This window comes from Pseudomonas sp. NFACC41-3, assembly GCF_900109505.1.
In the GTDB taxonomy this organism is placed as follows: domain Bacteria; phylum Pseudomonadota; class Gammaproteobacteria; order Pseudomonadales; family Pseudomonadaceae; genus Aquipseudomonas; species Aquipseudomonas chlororaphis.
The window spans coordinates 82623-101005 of sequence record NZ_FOAE01000003.1; the positions used below are offsets into that span (position 1 = coordinate 82623).

The window sequence follows — 18383 nt, forward strand, 5'->3', positions numbered from 1 at the left end:
CCTTTTGACGAATCACCGGGAGCGCCCCATGAACCAGACCAACCTGCGCAACGGTCCTGATGCCAACGGCCTGTTCGGCGCGTTCGGCGGCCGTTACGTCGCCGAAACCCTGATGCCGCTGATCCTCGACCTGGCCCGCGAATACGAAGCGGCCAAGGAAGATCCGGAGTTCCTCAAGGAACTGGCCTACTTCCAGCGCGACTACGTCGGCCGTCCAAGCCCGCTGTATTTCGCCGAGCGCCTGACCGAGCACTGCGGCGGCGCCAAGATCTACCTCAAGCGCGAAGAGCTGAACCACACCGGTGCGCACAAGATCAACAACTGCATCGGCCAGATCCTCCTGGCGCGGCGCATGGGCAAGAAACGCATCATCGCCGAGACCGGCGCCGGCATGCACGGCGTGGCCACCGCCACCGTGGCGGCCCGTTTCGGCCTGGACTGCGTGATCTACATGGGCACCACCGACATCGAGCGCCAGCAGGCCAACGTGTTCCGCATGAAGCTGCTGGGCGCCGAAGTGATCCCGGTGGTCGCCGGCACCGGCACCCTGAAGGACGCGATGAACGAAGCCCTGCGTGACTGGGTGACCAACGTCGACAGCACCTTCTACCTGATCGGCACCGTGGCCGGTCCGCACCCTTATCCCGCCATGGTCCGCGACTTCCAGGCGGTGATCGGCAAGGAAACCCGCGAGCAGTTGCAAGCCCAGGAAGGCCGCCTGCCGGACAGCCTGGTGGCGTGCATCGGCGGCGGTTCCAACGCCATGGGCCTGTTCCATCCGTTCCTCGACGACAAGAGCGTGCAGATCATCGGCGTCGAAGCCGCCGGCTACGGCATCGAGACCGGCAAGCACGCGGCCAGCCTGAACGGCGGCCTGCCTGGCGTGCTGCATGGCAACCGCACCTTCCTGCTGCAGGACGAGGATGGCCAGATCATCGACGCCCACTCGATTTCCGCCGGCCTCGACTACCCGGGCATCGGCCCTGAACACGCCTGGCTGCACGATATCGGCCGCGTCGAATACACCTCGGTGACCGACGACGAAGCCCTGGCCGCGTTCCACCAGTGCTGCCGCCTGGAAGGCATCATCCCGGCCCTGGAAAGCGCCCACGCCCTGGCCGAAGTGTTCAAGCGCGCGCCGAACCTGCCCAAGGATCACCTGATGGTGGTCAACCTCTCGGGCCGCGGCGACAAAGACATGCAAACCGTGATGCACCACATGGAACACTCTCAACAAGAGCAATCCCAGCAGGAGAAACACTGATGAGCCGCCTGCAAACGCGCTTTGCCCAGCTTAAGCAACAGAACCGCGCTGCCCTGGTGACCTTCGTCACCGCCGGCGACCCGGGCTACGACGCTTCCCTGGCGATCCTCAAGGGCTTGCCGGCCGCCGGCGCCGACGTGATCGAACTGGGCATGCCCTTCACCGATCCGATGGCCGACGGCCCAGCGATCCAGCTGGCCAACATCCGCGCCCTGGAGGCCAAGCAAAACCTGGCGAAAACCCTGCAAATGGTTCGCGAGTTCCGTGTCGGCAACAACGACACGCCGCTGGTGCTGATGGGGTACTTCAACCCGATCCACCACTACGGCGTACCGCGCTTCATCGCCGAAGCCAAGGAAGCCGGGGTCGACGGCCTGATCGTGGTCGACATGCCGCCCGAGCACAACGCCGAGCTGTGCGACCCGTCCCAGGCCGCCGGCATCGACTTCATCCGCCTGACCACGCCGACCACCGACGACGCGCGCCTGCCGAAGGTGCTGAACGGCAGCTCGGGCTTCGTCTACTACGTCTCCGTGGCCGGTGTGACCGGTGCCGGTTCCGCCACCCTGGAGCACGTGGAAGAGGCGGTGACCCGTCTGCGTCGCCACACCGACCTGCCGATCAGCATCGGTTTCGGCATCCGTACGCCGGAGCAGGCCGCGGCCATCGCCCGCCTCGCCGACGGCGTGGTGGTGGGTTCGGCGCTGATCGACCAGATCGCCAATGCCAGCAGTTCCGAGCAAGCGGTGGATGGTGTGCTGAGCCTGTGCGCCTCCCTCGCCGAAGGGGTGCGTCAAGCCCGTGTCAGCCAAGGGTAAAGTTCCTGATACAGAGGAATTCGCCTCAGAGTCCACAGACTAACCAGCAAGACCAAGGGGTTCAGAACCAGGTTCTGAGCCCCTTTTTGTTGTTCGTGCTCTGAGGAAGACCCGATGAAAATGCCCAAACGCCTGATTGCCGGTCTCGGTGTGCTGATGCTCAGCGCCAGCCCGCTGCTGCATGCGGTCGCGGACCCACGTGACGACCACGACCGCGGCGGCCCGCAACCGGGTCGCTACGACAATCGAGGAGACAATCGCGGGGATAATCGGGGCGATGAACATCGCGGCCCGCAGGCCGACCGCCGTGGTGGCCCACCCCGGGATTTCGGCCCGGTGCGCGAGACCATTCGCGACAACCACACCTACTTCGTACGCGGCGCGCCGCCGCCCCACGGCATCCATCTGCTGCGCGGCCAGCCGCTGCCCCGCGGCTACTACGGCGAACGCCTGGACAACCGCGCCCTGGCGCACCTGCCGTACTACCCGGGTTATGAATGGCGGCGCATGGGCGCCGATATCGTGCTGATCGCAGTGGGCACGGGGATCGTCTACGAGATCCTCGATGGCGTGTTGTATTGATCGGGGCTGATGGCGCTTGAAAGGATGCCATCGCGAGCAAGCTCGCTCCTACAGAAAGCGCCTGACCTTGTAGGAGCGAGCGTGCTCGCGAAAAACCTTAAAAAATCGATAGGTCCAGCGGCCGGATCGCCCCCATCCAGACCGCATGCTCCGTGTGATCCTTCAGGTCGTCCCCGGTATCCGGGTGCAGGAATACCACCAGCCCGCTGCGATTGAGCGCCAGCCACGGCAACACCTCGCCCAGGTACTGCGGCTCGAACGCCAGCTGGCAGCTCCAGTCCGGGTGCGGGCCGACCGGCCGTTCATGCACCCGCCCCATCTTCAATGGAAACAATTGCGCCGCCTGCTCGCACAGCGCCCGCGCCTGGTCGATGGTGCTGGCGTCGAAATAGACATGGGCGTGATAGCCCTTGATGCGTTGCATGGAACCTCTCATGACAAAGTCGAACCCTGGCGACAGCCCACAGGTCATAACCTTAGCAGTGTAAAGAAACGGGCCGCGCCATGAAAAATGCCGAAACCCCGGTGGTCAAGCTGGTGCTCTACGGTGCCATGAGCAGCCTGGGCAGCGCGCTGATGGCGGAATTCCTGCGGCGCCAGCATGAAGTCATCGCCATTCTCGACGACCTGACGGCCCTCGCCCCCCTTCCCGGCTTGCGCACCAAATGCGGTGACCTGTTCGATGCCGCGCGGGTCAGGCAAAGCGTGGCCGGAGGCGACGTGGTGGTCTGCCTGCTGGATGCCCCGGGGCTGCCCATGGGCCTCGAACAGCAGGAAAACCTGCTGCTCGAACCCCGGGAACAACTTCGCGCGGTCGATGCGCTGATCGCTGGCATGCAGGCCGCGGGCGTCCGGCGCCTGTTCCTGGTGGGGCATTTCGAGGTGCTGGACCAGCCGGAGATGGAAGGCTACCCACACCGCCAGACGGCCGAAGCCATCCTCGACGCGCTGCAAGGCAGCAGCTTGCGCTGGACCCTGGTGAATGCGCCGCAAAGCGTACCCGGGCTGACCCTGGAACACTTCAGCCACCCCATCGACAGCCTTGCACCCGAGCGGGTCGAGCCGGTGCAGCGACTGGCACGGGTAGCTGCCGGCATCGCCGATGAACAGCAGTTGAACCTGCATGTGGGCGAACATGTGAACTTCGTGTGCTGAATCCTTATCGCGAGCAAGCTCGCTCCTACAGAAGGTTATGCGATCCCATGTAGGAGCGAGCTTGCTCGCGATGGCTTCCACGCCAACCCCAAACCTCAGATGGCAATCGACGGCAGGCCCAGCCCGGTCAAAGATTGCGCGCTGTCGGCCTGCTCGGCCATCAGCCAGTCGAAAAACCGCTGGATCAGCGCCCCCCGGCGTTTGCGCTGGGGCAGGACCACGTAATAGCCGTAGCGGGAAATCAGCGTTTCGCTGATCGGCCGGCACAACAGACCTTGCGCCAGCAAGTTATCCACAAGGTGGCGCCAGCCAATACCCACGCCCTGGCCACCGATCGCCGCCTGGATCAGCAGGGTGTAGTTGTCGAAACGCAGCTGCCCCGGCGCCGGCGGGGTGGCGATCCCCAACTCGCGGAACACGCCGCTCCAGTCGAACCAGTGGCTGCTGTTTTCCCCCTTCAAATGCAGCAGCGGAAACTCCAGCAGCGACTGGGCGCCCAGGGGCAGCGGCCGCTCCTTGAGCAGCAACGGGCTGCACACCGGAAACACTTCCTCGTTGAACAGCCAGTGGCTTTCACCCTGCTTGAAACGCCCATCGCCAAACAGCACCGCCACGTCGATATCGGTGCGCAGCATGTTGTGGCTGCGCTCGCTGGTGACCAGACTCACATCCACCTGCGGATTGGCGGCGTGGAAGCGGTGCAGGCGCGGCATCAGCCAGTAGGCGGCGAAGGCGAAGTCGGTGGCCACCTGCAGCACCTCATGCTGATGCTGGGCGGTGATGGCGCTCAGGCCGCTGTCGATGCTCTGCAAGCCGGCCTGCACCTGTTCGAACAACTGGCTGCCGGCCTCGGTCAGTTCGATGCCACGGTAAATGCGGTCGAACAGCCGGGTGCCGAGCTGCTCCTCCAGCCGCTTGATCTGCTGGCTGATGGCCGGCTGGGTGGTGCCCAGTTCCACCGCCGCGGCGGTAAAGCTGCGTTGGCGCGCCGCCGCCTCGAATACGCGGAACAGGTCCAGGGACAGGTCGCCGAGCGCTTCATACATAAGCTGTGCTTATCCTAGTCATTGCCGTACGTGGGCTTTACCGTAAAAGCCTTGGGTTACATGCTCGATCGCAGCACTTTCGCATAACTGCCCACTATGGAATGCCGCGAATACATGAAGCGCAAGAACATTCTTTTCATCATGGCCGATCAGATGGCCGCGCCAATGTTGCCGTTCTACGGTCCATCGCCCATCAAGCTGCCGCATCTGAGCCGTCTCGCCGCCCAAGGCGTGGTGTTCGACGCCGCCTACTGCAACAGCCCGCTGTGCGCGCCCTCGCGTTTCACCCTGGTCAGCGGCCAGTTGCCGAGCAAGATCGGCGCCTATGACAACGCCGCCGACTTCCCCGCCGATGTCCCGACCTACGCCCATTACCTGCGCCGCCAGGGCTACCGCACGGCGCTGTCGGGCAAGATGCATTTCTGCGGCCCGGACCAGATGCACGGTTACGAAGAACGCCTGACCAGCGATATCTACCCGGCCGACTATGGCTGGGCGGTGAACTGGGACGAACCGGACGTGCGCCCGAGCTGGTACCACAACATGTCTTCGGTGCTGCAGGCCGGGCCATGCGTGCGCACCAACCAGCTGGATTTCGACGAAGAGGTGGTGTTCAAGGCCCGCCAGTATCTGTTCGATCACGTTCGCGAAGACGGCGACCAGCCGTTCTGCCTGACCGTGTCGATGACCCACCCGCACGACCCGTACACCATTCCCAAGGCCTTCTGGGACCTGTACCGCGACGAGGATATTCCGCTGCCGCAGACCCCGGCCCAGACCGAGCTCGACCCGCATTCCCAACGCCTGCTCAAGGTTTACGACCTGTGGGACAAGCCACTGCCTGTGGATAAGATTCGCGACGCGCGTCGCGCCTATTTCGGTGCATGCAGCTATATCGACAGCAACGTCGGCAAACTCCTGGAAACCCTGGAGGAAACCGGGCTGATCGACGACACCATCATTGTTTTCTCCGGCGACCACGGCGACATGCTCGGCGAGCGCGGCCTCTGGTACAAAATGCACTGGTTCGAAATGGCCGCGCGGGTGCCGCTGCTGATCAGCGCGCCGGGGCAGTTCACCGCCGGCCGGGTAAGCCAGGCGGTCTCGACCGCCGACCTGCTGCCGACCCTGGTGGAACTGGCCGGAGGCCAGCTGCAACCGGGCCTGGCGCTGGATGGCCGCTCCCTGGTACCGCACCTGCAAGGGCAGGGCGGGCATGACGAAGTCTTCGGCGAATACATGGCCGAAGGCACCATCAGCCCGCTGATGATGATTCGCCGCGGCCGCTACAAGTTCATCTACAGCGAAGACGACCCGTGCCTGCTGTTCGATGTGGCCAACGACCCGCGCGAGCAGGAAGAACTCAGCCAATCGCCGCAACATCGCCCTCTATTCGAGGATTTTCTCCGCGAGGCGCGGGCCAAGTGGGATATCCCGGCCATCCACCAACAGGTACTCGCCAGCCAGCGCCGCCGTCGCTTCGTCGCAGGCGCCTTGAGCCTGGGCAAACTGAAGAGCTGGGACCACCAGCCACTGGTCGACGCCAGTGCGCAATACATGCGCAACCACATCGACCTCGACGATCTGGAGCGCAAGGCTCGTTATCCACAACCCTGCCAAAACCAATAACGTAAGGGGAAGAGCATGCAAAGGTTATCCACAACAGTGACGGCCACGCTTCTGGCGCTGGGCAGTGTTTCGATCCCGGCCCTGGCCTGGGCCGAACAGGGTTGCGAGACGGTGAAGATGGCCGACCCGGGCTGGAGCGACATCGCCGCCACCAACGCCATCGCCGGTTTCCTGCTGGACAGCATGGGCTACAAGGCCAAGATCGACACCCTGGCGGTGCCGATCACCTTCGGCGGGCTCAAGGACGGCCAGGTGGATGTGTTCCTGGGCAACTGGATGCCGGCGCAGCAGGGCTTCTACGACAAGTTCGTGGCCAATGGCGATGTCACCCAGCTGGCGAAGAACCTGGACGGCACCGAGTTCACCCTGGCGGTGCCGGATTACGTCTGGGACGCCGGCGTGCATGACTTCAACGACCTGAATAAGTACGCAGACAAGTTCGATAAGAAGCTCTACGGCATCGGCTCCGGGGCCCCGGCCAACTTGTCGTTGCAGGAGATCATCAAGAAGAACGACTTCAACCTCGGCCAGTGGAAGCTGATCGAGTCCAGCGAACAGGCGATGCTCGCCGAAGTCTCGCGGGCGGTGAAACGGCAGAAGTTCGTCACCTTCCTCGGCTGGACCCCGCACCCGATGAACGTGCAGCTGAACATGCGCTACCTCAAGGGCGGCGAGAAGTACTTCGGCGACACCGGCAGCGTCTACACCCTGACCCGCAAGGGGTATGCACAGGCCTGCCCGAATGTCGGCAAGCTGCTGGGCAACCTGAGCTTCACCCAGGAAATGGAGAACAGCATCATGGCCGAGGTGGCCAACAAGAAGGTCAGCAACTTTGACGCAGCCAAGGCCTGGATCAAGGCCAACCCGGCAGTGCTGGGCAAGTGGCTGGACGGGGTGAAGACCCTCGACGGCAAGGAGGCGCTGCCGGCGGTGCAGGCCAAGCTGTAATCCACCTGTAGCCGCTGCCGCTGGCCGCGATAGACCCGAAGGGGCGCAGGGTTTTCGAGCCCGTTGAGGTCCTGCCGGACCTATCGCAGCCTGCGGCAGCGACTACAACCGTCACTGACGGGCCTTGCACGCTCCGACCTGACACTCCACCCTGACGCCTTTCGCCCCATCCCGACCGCGAGGACCCATGGCCTGGCCCAATCGCCATTCACTCTTGCCCTTCCTGAGCTGGCTGCCCCGGCAGACCCGCGCCAGCGTCGGGCGCGACCTGCTGGTGGGCCTGAGCGGCGCCATCCTCGCCCTGCCGCAATCGATCGCCTATGCCCTGATCGCCGGCCTGCCACCGGAATACGGCCTGTATGCCGCCGTCGTCCCGGTGCTGATCGCCTGCCTCTGGGGTTCTTCCTGGCACCTGATCTGTGGCCCGACCGCGGCGATTTCCATCGTCCTCTACGCCAGCGTCAGCCCCCTGGCGGTGCCGGCGTCCCAGGACTACATCACCCTGATCCTGCTGCTGACCCTGCTCGCCGGCCTGTTCCAGTGGCTGCTGGGGCTGTTGCGCTTCGGCGCGCTGGTGAACTTCGTGTCCCATTCGGTGGTGCTCGGCTTCACCCTCGGCGCCGCGGTGGTGATCGCCCTGGGGCAGCTGCCCAACCTGCTGGGCCTGGACTTGCCGAGCGAAGCCACCGCGCTGAACAGCCTGACCTCGCTGTTCTCCCATCTCGATGCCGTGGATAACCCCTCGCTGATCCTCGGCCTGGGCACGCTGGTCGTCGGCCTGGCCCTGAAGTTGCTGGTGCCGCGCTGGCCCTCGCTGCTGATCAGCCTGATCCTCAGCGCTCTGGTGGTGTGGCTGTGGCCGGCGCTGTTCGGCCAGGTAAAACTGGTCAGCGCCTTTACCGGCCGGCTGCCGCCGTTCAGCCCGCTGCCGCTGGACCTGGACATGATCCTGCGCCTGCTGCCCAGCGCCGTGGCGGTGGGCATGCTGGGGTTGGTGACCAGCCTGTCGATCGCCCGCTCGCTGTCGGCACGCTCCGAACAGTTGCTCGATGCCAACCAGGAAGTCCGCGCCCAGGGCCTGTCGAATATCGTTGGCGCGTTTTTCTCCGGCTATCTGTCGTCCGGCTCTTTTACCCGCTCCGGCCTGAGCTACGAGGCCGGTGCCTGTTCGCCGCTGGCCGGAGTGTTCTCGGCGTTGTGGGTGGCCCTGTTCGCCGTGGCCGGCGCGGCGCTGATCGCGCATATCCCGATCCCGGCCATGGCCGGGAGCATCCTGCTGCTCTGCTGGGGCCTGGTGGACCACCGCGGCATTCGCGCGCTGTTCCGGGTCAGCCGCGCCGAGTTCGTGGTGATGGGCCTGACCTGTGTCGCCACCTTGCTCCTGGAATTGCAGACGGCGATCTATGCCGGGGTCCTGGCGTCGCTGTTCTTCTACCTCAAGCGCACCTCGCAACCGCGCGTGCAGCATGGGCGCGAAGGCGACGAGGACATCCTGCGGGTCGGTGGCTCGATCTTTTTCGGCGCCAGCCATTACCTGCAAGTGCGCATGCAGCGCTGCCATGCGCCGCGCCTGGTGATCGACGCCCGGCAGATCAACTTCATCGACTATTCCGGGGTGGCCATGCTGCACCAGGAAGCCCGCCGCCTGCTGCGGCAGAACCGCAGCCTGACCCTGCGTCGCGCGCGGGCCTCGGTGATCGAAGAGTTGAGAAAGCTCGAAGGCGCGGAGCAATGCCCGATCCGGTTTGAGGATTGAGCCGGGCGAAGATTATGTAGAAGTGAGCTTGCTCGCGATGAACCTCAACAATGATGCGCTGTGGCTGTCACACCACCGCTTCGCGGCTATCGCGAGCAAGCTCGCTCCTACAATAGAAAGAAGGAAGCAGTGTCAGAGCGCCAGCTGGCGCCGCAGCTCCGCCAGCACCGGCGCGGTGTCCGGACGCACACCGCGCCACAGGAAGAAGGCTTCCGCTGCCTGTTCGGCGAGCATGCCCAGGCCATCCATGGAAATCGCCGCGCCATACTGGCTGGCCCAGCGACAGAAGGCGGTCGGCTCCTTGCCATACATCATGTCGTAGCACAACGTCTGGCCCGGCTCGATCAGGCTGGCGGCGATCGGCGGCACGTCGCCGGTGAGGCTGGCCGAGGTGGCGTTGATGATCAGGTCCACCGGCTCGCGCAGCCAGTCGAAACCACTGGCCGACACCGGCCCCAGGTCGCTGAACAGCTCCGCCAGCAGCTCGGCCTTTTCCACTGTGCGGTTGGCGATGATCAGCGACGCCGGCTGCTCCGCCAGCAGCGGCTCCAGCGCGCCACGCACCGCGCCGCCGGCGCCCAGCAGCAGAATGCGCTTGCCCTTGAGGCTGAAGCCGGCGTTGACCGTCAGGTCGCGCACCAGGCCGGCGCCGTCGGTGTTGTCGCCCAGCAGGCTGCCATCGGCGAGTTTGCTCAAGGTGTTCACCGCGCCGGCGCGCTGGGCGCGGGCGGTCAGGCTGTCGGCCAGGCGGTAGGCCTCCTCCTTGAACGGCACCGTGACATTGGCGCCACGCCCATCCACGAAGAATCCGCGGGCACAACCGGCGAAATCGTCGAGGGGCGCCAGCAGAGTGGTGTAGACCAGCCGCTGCGCCGTCTGCTCGGCGAACAGCCGATGAATCAGTGGCGACTTGCTGTGGCCGATCGGGTTACCAAAAACGACATACTGATCCATCCAATAAAACCCTCATGCACATCCCTGTAAGGAACCAGCTTGCTGGCGACAGGGACGCTGCGCTGTTCTGTTCAATCGCATTATCGTCCAGCGCCGGCCGGCCGGCTGCAACGCTTTACGCAGAGCCCGCCAGCCAGTCGCGGTCCTGCAGGAAATATTCGGTCAGGCGCGCTTCTTCGCTGCCCGGCTCGGCTTTCCAGTCGTAGCCCCAGCGCACCTGCGGCGGCAGGGACATGAGGATCGACTCGGTGCGCCCGCCCGATTGCAGGCCGAACAGGGTGCCTCGATCGTAGACCAGGTTGAACTCGACATAACGGCCGCGACGGTATTCCTGGAACTCGCGCTGCTTCTCGGTATAGCCCAGGGCCTTGCGGCGCTGGACGATCGGCAGGTAGGCCTCGAGGTAGGCGTCGCCGATGGCGCGCATGAAGGCGAAGCTGGTGTCGAAGTCCCACTCGTTGAGGTCGTCGAAGAACAGGCCACCGATGCCGCGCGGTTCATTGCGATGCTTGATATGGAAGTAGCTGTCGCACCAGGCCTTGTAGCGCGGGTAGACGTCCGGGCCGAAGGGCGCGCAGGCCTTTTGTGCGACGCGGTGCCAGTGCACGCAGTCTTCCTCGTTGGCGTAGTAGGGGGTGAGGTCGAAACCGCCACCGAACCACCAGACCGGCTCTTCGCCTGCCTTTTCGGCGATGAAGAACCGTACGTTGGCGTGGGAAGTCGGCACATGCGGGTTGTGCGGGTGGATCACCAGCGACACGCCCAGCGCCTCGAAACCACGGCCGGCCAGTTCCGGCCGGTGGGCGCTGGCGGACGGCGGCAAGCCGCTGCCGAACACGTGGGAGAAGTTGACGCCGCCTTTCTCGATCACCGTACCGTCGGCAATCACCCGGGTGCGCCCGCCACCGCCGGCCGGCCGGGTCCAGGCGTCTTCGACGAAGCGCGTACCGCCGTCTTCGGCTTCCAGGGCGGCGCAAATACGGTCTTGCAGGTCGAGCAGGTAGGCTTTTACGGCCTCGGTGCGGGTAGTCATGGCATCACCTTGAATCGGGCAAAGCTACGCGGCGCCAGGGATACAGCGGGGGGCCTGCGCAAATGGGCGCGTAGCATAACACTGCGCGGGGGCCGGTCGCAGTTGACGGCGGTCAAGCATAGGAGTCCGATAAGGCACTTTCGCGACACGACCGAGGAGAGAGTGCAGATGGCCAAACGTATCCAGTTCCGTGCCCATGGCGGCCCGGAAGTGCTCGAGTATGTGGATTACCAACCCGCCGAACCGGGCCCGCAACAGGTCCGCGTGAGCAACAAGGCCATCGGCCTGAACTTCATCGACACCTACTACCGCAGCGGCCTCTACGCGCCACCGGCCTTGCCATCGGGCCTGGGCGCCGAAGGGGCCGGGGTGGTCGAGGCGGTGGGCAGCGCCGTGACCCGCTTCAAGGTCGGCGATCGCGTGGCCTATGGCAGCGGCCCGCTGGGCGCCTACAGCGAAGTGCATGTGCTGCCCGCGGACAATTTGGTGCACCTGCCGGACAGCATCAGCTTCGAACAGGCGGCCGGGGTGATGCTCAAGGGCCTGACCGTGCAGTACCTGCTGCGCCAGACCTACGAGCTCAAGGGCGGCGAGATCGTGCTGTTCCACGCCGCCGCCGGCGGGGTCGGGCTGCTCGCCTGCCAGTGGGCCAAGGCCCTGGGGGTGAAGCTGATCGGCACCGTCAGCTCGCCGCAAAAAGCCGCGCTGGCGAAATCCCTTGGTGCCTGGGAAACCATCGACTACAGCCATGAAGACGTGGCCAAGCGCGTGCTGGAGCTGACCGACGGCAAGAAATGCCCGGTGGTCTACGACGGCGTGGGCAAGGACACCTGGCTGACCTCGCTGGACTGCCTGCAAGCGCGGGGCCTGATGGTCAGCTTCGGCAACGCCTCGGGCGCGGTGGAGGGGGTCAACCTGGGCATCCTGGCGGCCAAGGGCTCGCTGTACGTCACCCGTCCGACCCTGGGCACCTACGCCAACAACGCCGAGAACCTGCAGGCCATGGCCGACGATCTGTTCGCCATGATCGCCAGCGGCAAGCTGAAGATCGAGATCGGCCAGCGTTACCCGCTGGCGGAAGCGGCGAAGGCGCAGACCGAACTGGCGGCGCGGCGCACCACGGGTTCGACCATTCTGTTGCCTTGAAATGCATCGCGGGCGGCGATCCGGCTTGCCCGCGATAAACGACGACGCGGTGTCAGGCCGGACGCACGATCTTGCCAGTCACCAGGTCGCGGATCAGGCTCGGGTTCTTGCGCCCGCCCAGGCTGCCGCCCAGGACCATGTCCAACTGCCCGCGGAAATACTGCTCGACGCGAATCCGCGTGCGGGCCGCAGGGCGTCCCTGAGGGTTGGCCGAGGTGGAAATCAGCGGCCCCACCAAGGCGCACAACTCACGCACCAGTGGATGATCGCTGACTCGCAGGGCCACGGTGTCGTGGACCCCGGTGACCCATTCCGGCAACAGATTCTGATGGGGTACCAGCCAGGTGTTCGGGCCCGGCCAAGTGCTGGCCATGCGATCGAGCCATTCCTGGGGAAAATCCTCGAAGAGAAAATCGAACTGGCGGATGTTGTCGGCGATCAGGATCAGGCCCTTGTCCACGGAGCGCGACTTGATGGCCAGCAACCGGTCCACCGCCTCTTCGTTCCACGGGTCGCAACCCAACCCCCAGACTGCTTCGGTTGGATAGGCAATCACCGCCCCTGCGCGAATTTCTCGTGCGGCTTGTTGCACACGCCAACTGCTGACCATTGCTGACTCTCCGGATTAAGGCTGTGCGCAGTTTACCGATCCTGCCTATAAAGCCTAGGGTCTGTACGAAAAGTCGGCGAGCGAAGGCCAGGCAAGGCAAAAACAGGCGAGGAAGCGGAGTTTAGGGGCCTAAATGAGCATTCCGAGCCTGTTTTTAACGCAGCATGGCCGAGCGCAGCCACTTTTCGTACAGAGCCTTAGCCTTTTGCCCGGGCAAACCAGCAACCGCCTTCGCACGTCGCATGGCCCTCCAGCTCCAGTTCGGTGAGCGCCGCCAGCACCCTGGGCAGGCTCCAGCCACTGGCCTGCACCAGGCCCTCGCCGGTCTGCGGCGCGGCATGCAACAGCGCCAGCAACGGGTGAGCGGGCGCAGCTGTTGGCGGGGCCGTGGATAACGGCAGCCGTTGCCAGCCACGCAGGGCTTCGAGGATATGTTCGATGGTTTCCACCAGCACCGCGCCATCGCGAATCAGCTGATGACAGCCCCGGGCCCCGGGGTGATGGATCGACCCGGGTATCGCATACACCTCGCGGCCTTGCTCGGCGGCGAGCCGGGCGGTGATCAGCGAACCACTGGCGACGCTGGCCTCCACCACCAGCACGCCAAGGGACAGGCCGCTGATGATCCGGTTGCGCCGGGGAAAGTGGCTGGCGTGGGGCCCGGTCTCCAGCGGGAACTCGGAAACCAGCGCGCTGCCCTGGGCGATCATGGCGTCGGCCAGGCGCCGGTTGCGCTGTGGATAAAGTTTTTCCAGGCCGGTGCCCAGCACGCCGACAGTCTGTCCGCCGACCTCCAGCGCAGCCTGGTGCGCCGCGCCATCGATCCCCAGCGCCAAGCCGCTGGTGATGACAAAACCGGCCGCGGCCAGGCTGCGGGAAAAGGCCGCGGCGGTGTCCATCCCGGGCCGCGAAGCGCGACGACTGCCGACCACCGCCAACTGCGGTTTTTCCAGGATGCGTGGGTCGCCGGCGACAAACAGCAGCGGTGGCGCATCGGCGATTTCATTCAACAGCGGCGGGTAGTCCGGCTGGTCCCACATCAGTAAATGCTGGCCCGGACGCTCCAGCCAGGCCAATGCATGGCTGGCGCCATCACGCACTTCGGCGTTGCGCCGGGCCTCGGCCGCGCTCGCCGGCAGGCCCAGCGCGCGCCAGGCGCTGGCCGGTGCGCTGATGGCCTTGGAGGCCGAACCGAAGGCTTCGAGCAGCAGCTGAAAACGCTTCGGGCCGAGGTCCGGCAAGCGGTGCAAACGTAGACGGGCTTCCAGTTCCGCGGGGGAAACCGGAGCCTGGGCAGACAGTGACATGGGATCATCCTTGATCGTTATAAGCCCGGTCGCAGCAGGAATAAGCTGTGGATAACTCTGTTGGTAACTTGTTGAGGGTTTTTACGGGTTACGGACTTTGTCCATGATCGCCAGGGAACGGGAAGCGTTGAGCACCAGGCCGTAACTGAGCTTGTCGTAGGTGCGGAAAACCATCAGCAGACCGGCCCGCTCATCCGGCATCTTCACTTGTCCACCGGCTACCCGGTCGCGCACGGTTTCGCCGGTTTTCATTACCGCCAGCACGTTGCCTTCAGCCAGGCCATCGCGCCGTCCCTTGTTCAACGTCACCACATCCAGCGCACCGATCTGGGTGACACCCCGTGGCACGTCGATGATCAGGCCCTCGACCGCCCGGCTCGGCGCACTGGGGACAAAGGTCGAGTTGATGACCCGCGGCTCGCCGCCGAACAGGCGGTCGCCCAGGCGCACTTCCTGGGTGGTGCGCTGCAGTTGCAGGGTGGCGATATCGCCCTCGACCGCGACCACCTCGCCGCCGCCGATTTCGTCGGCATTGATTCCCAGCAGTTCGCCGCTCTGCGGGTCGGTGTAGGTCTTGCCCTGGCGGAAGATGCCGTAGGCCGATTGCTCCGGGTCGAAGCGGCCGCGCGCGAAGATCCGGTCGCCAGTGCCGCTGAGTACCCGTTCGGCATCGCCGGCGACTATGTAGGGGGCGCTGTCGAAGGCGTCGGCCCGGTCGAGGATGCGGTTGCTCAGCAGAAAGCTGTCGATGGCCTGCAGTGGAATGCTCGGGATCGCCTCGACCAGTGGCGTGCGGCGCACCTGGGGCGAGAGCTTGACGGTGCCCCGGGAAGCGCCGCGCTCCAGGGTCAGGCGTGGTTCGCCATCGACCCGGACCAGCGCCAGGGAGTCGCCGGGGTAGATCAGGTCGGGGTCGGCGAGGCTGGAATTGGCCTGCCAGAGCGCCGGCCATTGCCAGGGATCGCGCAGGAAGCGGCTGGCGATGCTCCACAAGGTATCGCCCGCCACTACGGTGTAGCGCTGTGGATAACCCTCCCGGAGCGGCACCTGCGCCTGGCCGAAACCGGCCCAGCCCACGAGCAGCAAGGCGAGTAGTGATTTCCTCATGCGGTGAATCCCTTTATTATGTGTATTCGCGTGAAACGCCAGCGCCTGTGCGCTCCCTGCTCCTGACCGAGCACGTTTTACAACGGTTGCCCTTCCAGAACCCGCAAGGCCTCCGACTCCGAACTTACTTCACACGTGTAGCAATTACGCTTATGGCCATTTTAAACATCCTCGAATTCCCCGACTCGCGCCTGCGCACTATCGCCAAACCAGTGGCCGTAGTGGACGACGAAGTGCGTCAGTTGGTCGACGACATGTTTGAAACAATGTATGAGGCGCCCGGCATCGGCCTGGCCGCTACCCAGGTCAACGTGCACAAGCGCATCGTGGTCATGGACCTGTCCGAAGACCGCAGCGAGCCGCGGGTGTTCATCAACCCCGAGTTCGAAGCGCTCACCGACGAAATGGGCCAGTACCAGGAAGGCTGCCTGTCGGTACCGGGCTTCTACGAGAATGTCGATCGTCCGCAACGCGTGAAAATCAAGGCCCTGGACCGTGACGGCCAACCTTACGAACTGATCGCCGAAGGCCTGCTCGCGGTGTGCATCCAGCACGAATGCGACCACCTCAACGGCAAATTGTTCGTCGATTACCTGTCCACGCTCAAACGCGACCGGATCAAGAAGAAGCTGGAAAAGCAGCATCGTCAGCAAGCTTGATTCCCTTCTTCCAAAGGCTTGCAGCGGCAAGCCTTTTTCTTTTCCGCGTGTTTATTACCGAGAACTCCCATGACTGAGCCACTGCGCATCGTCTTTGCCGGCACCCCGGAATTTGCCGCCGAACACCTCAAGGCCCTGCTCGACAGCCCTTACGAGATCGTCGCGGTCTACACCCAGCCGGACCGCCCGGCCGGGCGCGGGCAAAAGCTGATGCCGAGCCCGGTCAAGCAGCTGGCGCTGGAGCACGACATCCCCGTGCTGCAACCGCCGACCCTGCGCGACCCGCAGGCCCAGGCCGAACTGGCGGCCCTCGCGCCGGACCTGATGGTGGTGGTCGCCTACGGCCTGATCCTGCCGCAGACGGTGCTGGATATTCCGCGCCTGGGCTGCATCAACAGCCACGCCTCGCTGCTGCCACGCTGGCGCGGGGCGGCGCCGATCCAGCGCGCCGTGGAAGCCGGCGACGCCGAGAGCGGCGTGACCGTGATGCGCATGGAAGCCGGCCTGGACACCGGGCCGATGCTGCTCAAGGTCAGCACCCCGATCAGCGCCACCGACACCGGCGGCAGCCTGCATGACCGTCTCGCCGAAATGGGCCCGCCCGCCGTGGTGCAAGCCATCGCCGGCCTCGCCGCCGCAACCCTGCAAGGCGAAGTGCAGGACGACAGCCTGGCCACCTACGCCCATAAATTGAACAAGGACGAAGCGCGGATCGACTGGAGCCGCCCGGCGCTGGAGCTGGAGCGCCTGGTGCGAGCCTTCAACCCCTGGCCGATCTGCCACAGCACGCTGAACGGCGAAGCGCTGAAGGTGCTGGCCGCCAGCCTCGCCGAAGGCAAGGGCGCACCGGGCACCATCCTCGGCGCCAGCAAGGACGGCCTGCTCGTCGCCTGCGGTGAGCAGGCGCTGTGCCTGACCCGCCTGCAATTGCCCGGCGGCAAGGCGCTGAACTTCAGCGACCTGTTCAACAGCCGTCGCGAGAAATTCGCCACCGGCACCGTGCTCGGACAAACGGCGGACGCCCAATGAACCCGCGTCTGGCCGCCGCCAAGGCCCTGACTTCGGTCCTCAACGGCAAAGCCTCGCTCAACAGCTCGCTGCCAACCCTGCTGGACAAGGTCGAAGCGCGCGATCGCGGCTTCACCCAGGACCTGGCTTTCGGCACCGCGCGCTGGCAGCCACGGCTGGCGGCGCTGGCCGCCAAGCTGTTGCAGAAGCCGTTCAAGGCGGCCGATGCCGACGTCGAGGCGCTGCTGCTGGTGGGCCTCTATCAGTTGCTCTATACCCGCGTCCCGGCGCACGCCGCCATCGGCGAAACCGTGGGCTGCGCCGACAAGCTGAAAAAGCCCTGGGCCAAAGCGCTGATCAACGCGGTGCTGCGCCGCGCCCAACGCGAGAGCGAAGCGCTGTTCGCCGAGCTGGAACGCGACCCGGTGGTGCGTACCGCCCATCCGCGCTGGCTGCAAAAATCTCTCAAGGCGTTCTGGCCCGAGCAGTGGGAAGCCATCTGCGCCGCCAACAACGCCCATCCGCCGATGATCCTGCGGGTCAACCGTCGCCATCATTCCCGCGCGGCCTACCTCCAGCTGCTGAGCGAGGCCGGCGTTGCCGCCAAGCCTTGCGTCTACAGCCAGGACGGCATCGTCCTCGATGAAGCCGCCGACGTGCGCAGCCTGCCGGGCTTCGCCGAAGGCTGGATCAGCGTGCAGGACGAGGCCGCACAACTGGCCGCCGAGCTGCTGGAACTGGCGCCGGGACAGCGGGTACTGGACGCCTGCTGCGCGCCCGGCGGCAAGACCTGCCACATCCTCGAAGTCGAGCCCGCGCTGGCCGGCGTGGTCGCGGTGGACCTGGAAGCCAAGCGCCTGGTGCGCGTCCAGGAGAACCTCGACCGCCTGGGGGTGAACGCCGAGCTGATCGCCGCCGACGGCCGCGACACCGCCAAATGGTGGGACGGCAAGCCGTTCCAGCGCATCCTGCTGGATGCGCCGTGCTCGGCCACCGGGGTGATCCGCCGCCACCCGGATATCAAGCTCACCCGTCAGGCCGACGACATCGCCGCCCTAGCCAGCCTGCAAGGCGAACTACTGGATGCCATGTGGTCGACCCTGGAAGTCGGCGGCATCCTGCTGTACGCCACCTGCTCGACCTTGCCGACCGAAAACACCGAGGTCATCGAGGCGTTCCTGGCCCGTACCCCGGGTGCTCGCGAACTGGACATCGCCGGGCAACTGGGTCAGCCTCCGGCCGGCCTGAAGCAACCCCACGGTCGCCAGCTGCTGGCGCAAGAGGGCGGCCACGACGGGTTCTACTACGCCAAGCTGATCAAGATTGCCGCCGCGCGCGGTTAAGAAAGGTTCGAAGGGAGT

Annotated in this window: 18 protein-coding genes; 11 read left to right on the forward strand and 7 right to left on the reverse strand. The window is 65.2% G+C overall.

Annotated features, from left to right (window positions below; translation table 11 throughout):
- Window positions 1-28: 28 nt before the first annotated feature.
- From trpB to BMY68_RS14610, 3 genes are all read left to right on the forward strand, one after another.
- Window positions 29-1264: a tryptophan synthase subunit beta gene (gene trpB, locus BMY68_RS14600; RefSeq protein ID WP_009041495.1), complete on the forward strand. Its 1236-nt coding sequence runs from the start codon at window positions 29-31 to the stop codon at window positions 1262-1264.
- Window positions 1264-2082: a tryptophan synthase subunit alpha gene (gene trpA / locus BMY68_RS14605; RefSeq protein WP_085532600.1), complete on the forward strand. Its 819-nt coding sequence runs from the start codon at window positions 1264-1266 to the stop codon at window positions 2080-2082. The genes trpB and trpA overlap by 1 nt, the downstream gene beginning before the upstream one ends.
- Before the next feature lie 114 nt (window positions 2083-2196).
- Complete coding sequence (locus BMY68_RS14610) at window positions 2197-2664, forward strand: anti-virulence regulator CigR family protein (protein WP_085532602.1); 468 nt, start codon at window positions 2197-2199, stop codon at window positions 2662-2664.
- A 97-nt stretch (window positions 2665-2761) separates the two neighbouring features.
- On the opposite strand, the gene BMY68_RS14615 is transcribed toward BMY68_RS14610, so the two are convergent.
- Window positions 2762-3088 (reverse strand): DOPA 4,5-dioxygenase family protein, encoded by a 327-nt coding sequence (locus BMY68_RS14615; protein WP_085532604.1) that lies wholly within the window; start codon window positions 3086-3088, stop codon window positions 2762-2764.
- A gap of 80 nt (window positions 3089-3168) precedes the next feature.
- On the opposite strand from BMY68_RS14615, the gene BMY68_RS14620 reads away from it, so the two are divergent.
- Window positions 3169-3819 (forward strand): NAD(P)-dependent oxidoreductase, encoded by a 651-nt coding sequence (locus tag BMY68_RS14620; protein ID WP_085532606.1) that lies wholly within the window; start codon window positions 3169-3171, stop codon window positions 3817-3819.
- A gap of 95 nt (window positions 3820-3914) precedes the next feature.
- Here BMY68_RS14620 and BMY68_RS14625 read toward each other — a convergent pair whose 3' ends face one another.
- Entirely contained in the window at window positions 3915-4865 is a 951-nt protein-coding gene (locus BMY68_RS14625) for a choline sulfate utilization transcriptional regulator (RefSeq protein ID WP_085532608.1), read from the reverse strand.
- A 114-nt stretch (window positions 4866-4979) separates the two neighbouring features.
- Between BMY68_RS14625 and betC the strand changes: the two genes are divergently transcribed.
- The 3 genes from betC to BMY68_RS14640 all read left to right on the forward strand — a co-directional run bounded on the left by betC (window position 4980) and on the right by BMY68_RS14640 (window position 9198).
- Window positions 4980-6494, forward strand: coding sequence for a choline-sulfatase (betC, locus tag BMY68_RS14630; RefSeq protein WP_085532610.1), 1515 nt, complete (start codon window positions 4980-4982; stop codon window positions 6492-6494).
- A gap of 15 nt (window positions 6495-6509) precedes the next feature.
- Entirely contained in the window at window positions 6510-7442 is a 933-nt protein-coding gene (gene choX, locus BMY68_RS14635) for a choline ABC transporter substrate-binding protein (protein ID WP_085532612.1), read from the forward strand.
- Between the two features lie 187 nt (window positions 7443-7629).
- Complete coding sequence (locus tag BMY68_RS14640) at window positions 7630-9198, forward strand: SulP family inorganic anion transporter (RefSeq protein ID WP_085532614.1); 1569 nt, start codon at window positions 7630-7632, stop codon at window positions 9196-9198.
- 132 nt (window positions 9199-9330) lie between these two features.
- Here BMY68_RS14640 and aroE read toward each other — a convergent pair whose 3' ends face one another.
- Both aroE and hemF read right to left on the reverse strand, forming a co-directional pair.
- Window positions 9331-10152 (reverse strand): shikimate dehydrogenase, encoded by an 822-nt coding sequence (aroE, locus tag BMY68_RS14645; RefSeq protein WP_085532616.1) that lies wholly within the window; start codon window positions 10150-10152, stop codon window positions 9331-9333.
- A 115-nt stretch (window positions 10153-10267) separates the two neighbouring features.
- Entirely contained in the window at window positions 10268-11185 is a 918-nt protein-coding gene (gene hemF / locus BMY68_RS14650) for an oxygen-dependent coproporphyrinogen oxidase (RefSeq protein WP_009041486.1), read from the reverse strand.
- 168 nt (window positions 11186-11353) lie between these two features.
- Between hemF and BMY68_RS14655 the strand changes: the two genes are divergently transcribed.
- Window positions 11354-12331: an NADPH:quinone reductase gene (locus BMY68_RS14655; RefSeq protein WP_085532618.1), complete on the forward strand. Its 978-nt coding sequence runs from the start codon at window positions 11354-11356 to the stop codon at window positions 12329-12331.
- A gap of 52 nt (window positions 12332-12383) precedes the next feature.
- Here BMY68_RS14655 and BMY68_RS14660 read toward each other — a convergent pair whose 3' ends face one another.
- The 3 genes from BMY68_RS14660 to BMY68_RS14670 form a co-directional block, all read right to left on the reverse strand.
- On the reverse strand, window positions 12384-12941 hold the full coding sequence (locus BMY68_RS14660; RefSeq protein ID WP_007926207.1) for an L-threonylcarbamoyladenylate synthase type 1 TsaC: 558 nt from the start codon (window positions 12939-12941) through the stop codon (window positions 12384-12386).
- A gap of 197 nt (window positions 12942-13138) precedes the next feature.
- Window positions 13139-14248 (reverse strand): DNA-processing protein DprA, encoded by a 1110-nt coding sequence (dprA, locus tag BMY68_RS14665; RefSeq protein ID WP_085532620.1) that lies wholly within the window; start codon window positions 14246-14248, stop codon window positions 13139-13141.
- An 81-nt stretch (window positions 14249-14329) separates the two neighbouring features.
- Window positions 14330-15355 (reverse strand): LysM peptidoglycan-binding domain-containing protein, encoded by a 1026-nt coding sequence (locus BMY68_RS14670; protein WP_009041483.1) that lies wholly within the window; start codon window positions 15353-15355, stop codon window positions 14330-14332.
- A 152-nt stretch (window positions 15356-15507) separates the two neighbouring features.
- Between BMY68_RS14670 and def the strand changes: the two genes are divergently transcribed.
- From def to rsmB, 3 genes are all read left to right on the forward strand, one after another.
- On the forward strand, window positions 15508-16014 hold the full coding sequence (def, locus tag BMY68_RS14675; protein WP_009041482.1) for a peptide deformylase: 507 nt from the start codon (window positions 15508-15510) through the stop codon (window positions 16012-16014).
- Window positions 16015-16083: 69 nt separating this feature from the next.
- On the forward strand, window positions 16084-17043 hold the full coding sequence (fmt, locus tag BMY68_RS14680) for a methionyl-tRNA formyltransferase (protein ID WP_085532622.1): 960 nt from the start codon (window positions 16084-16086) through the stop codon (window positions 17041-17043).
- Entirely contained in the window at window positions 17040-18365 is a 1326-nt protein-coding gene (rsmB, locus tag BMY68_RS14685) for a 16S rRNA (cytosine(967)-C(5))-methyltransferase RsmB (protein WP_085532624.1), read from the forward strand. The genes fmt and rsmB overlap by 4 nt, the downstream gene beginning before the upstream one ends.
- Window positions 18366-18383 lie beyond the last annotated feature (18 nt).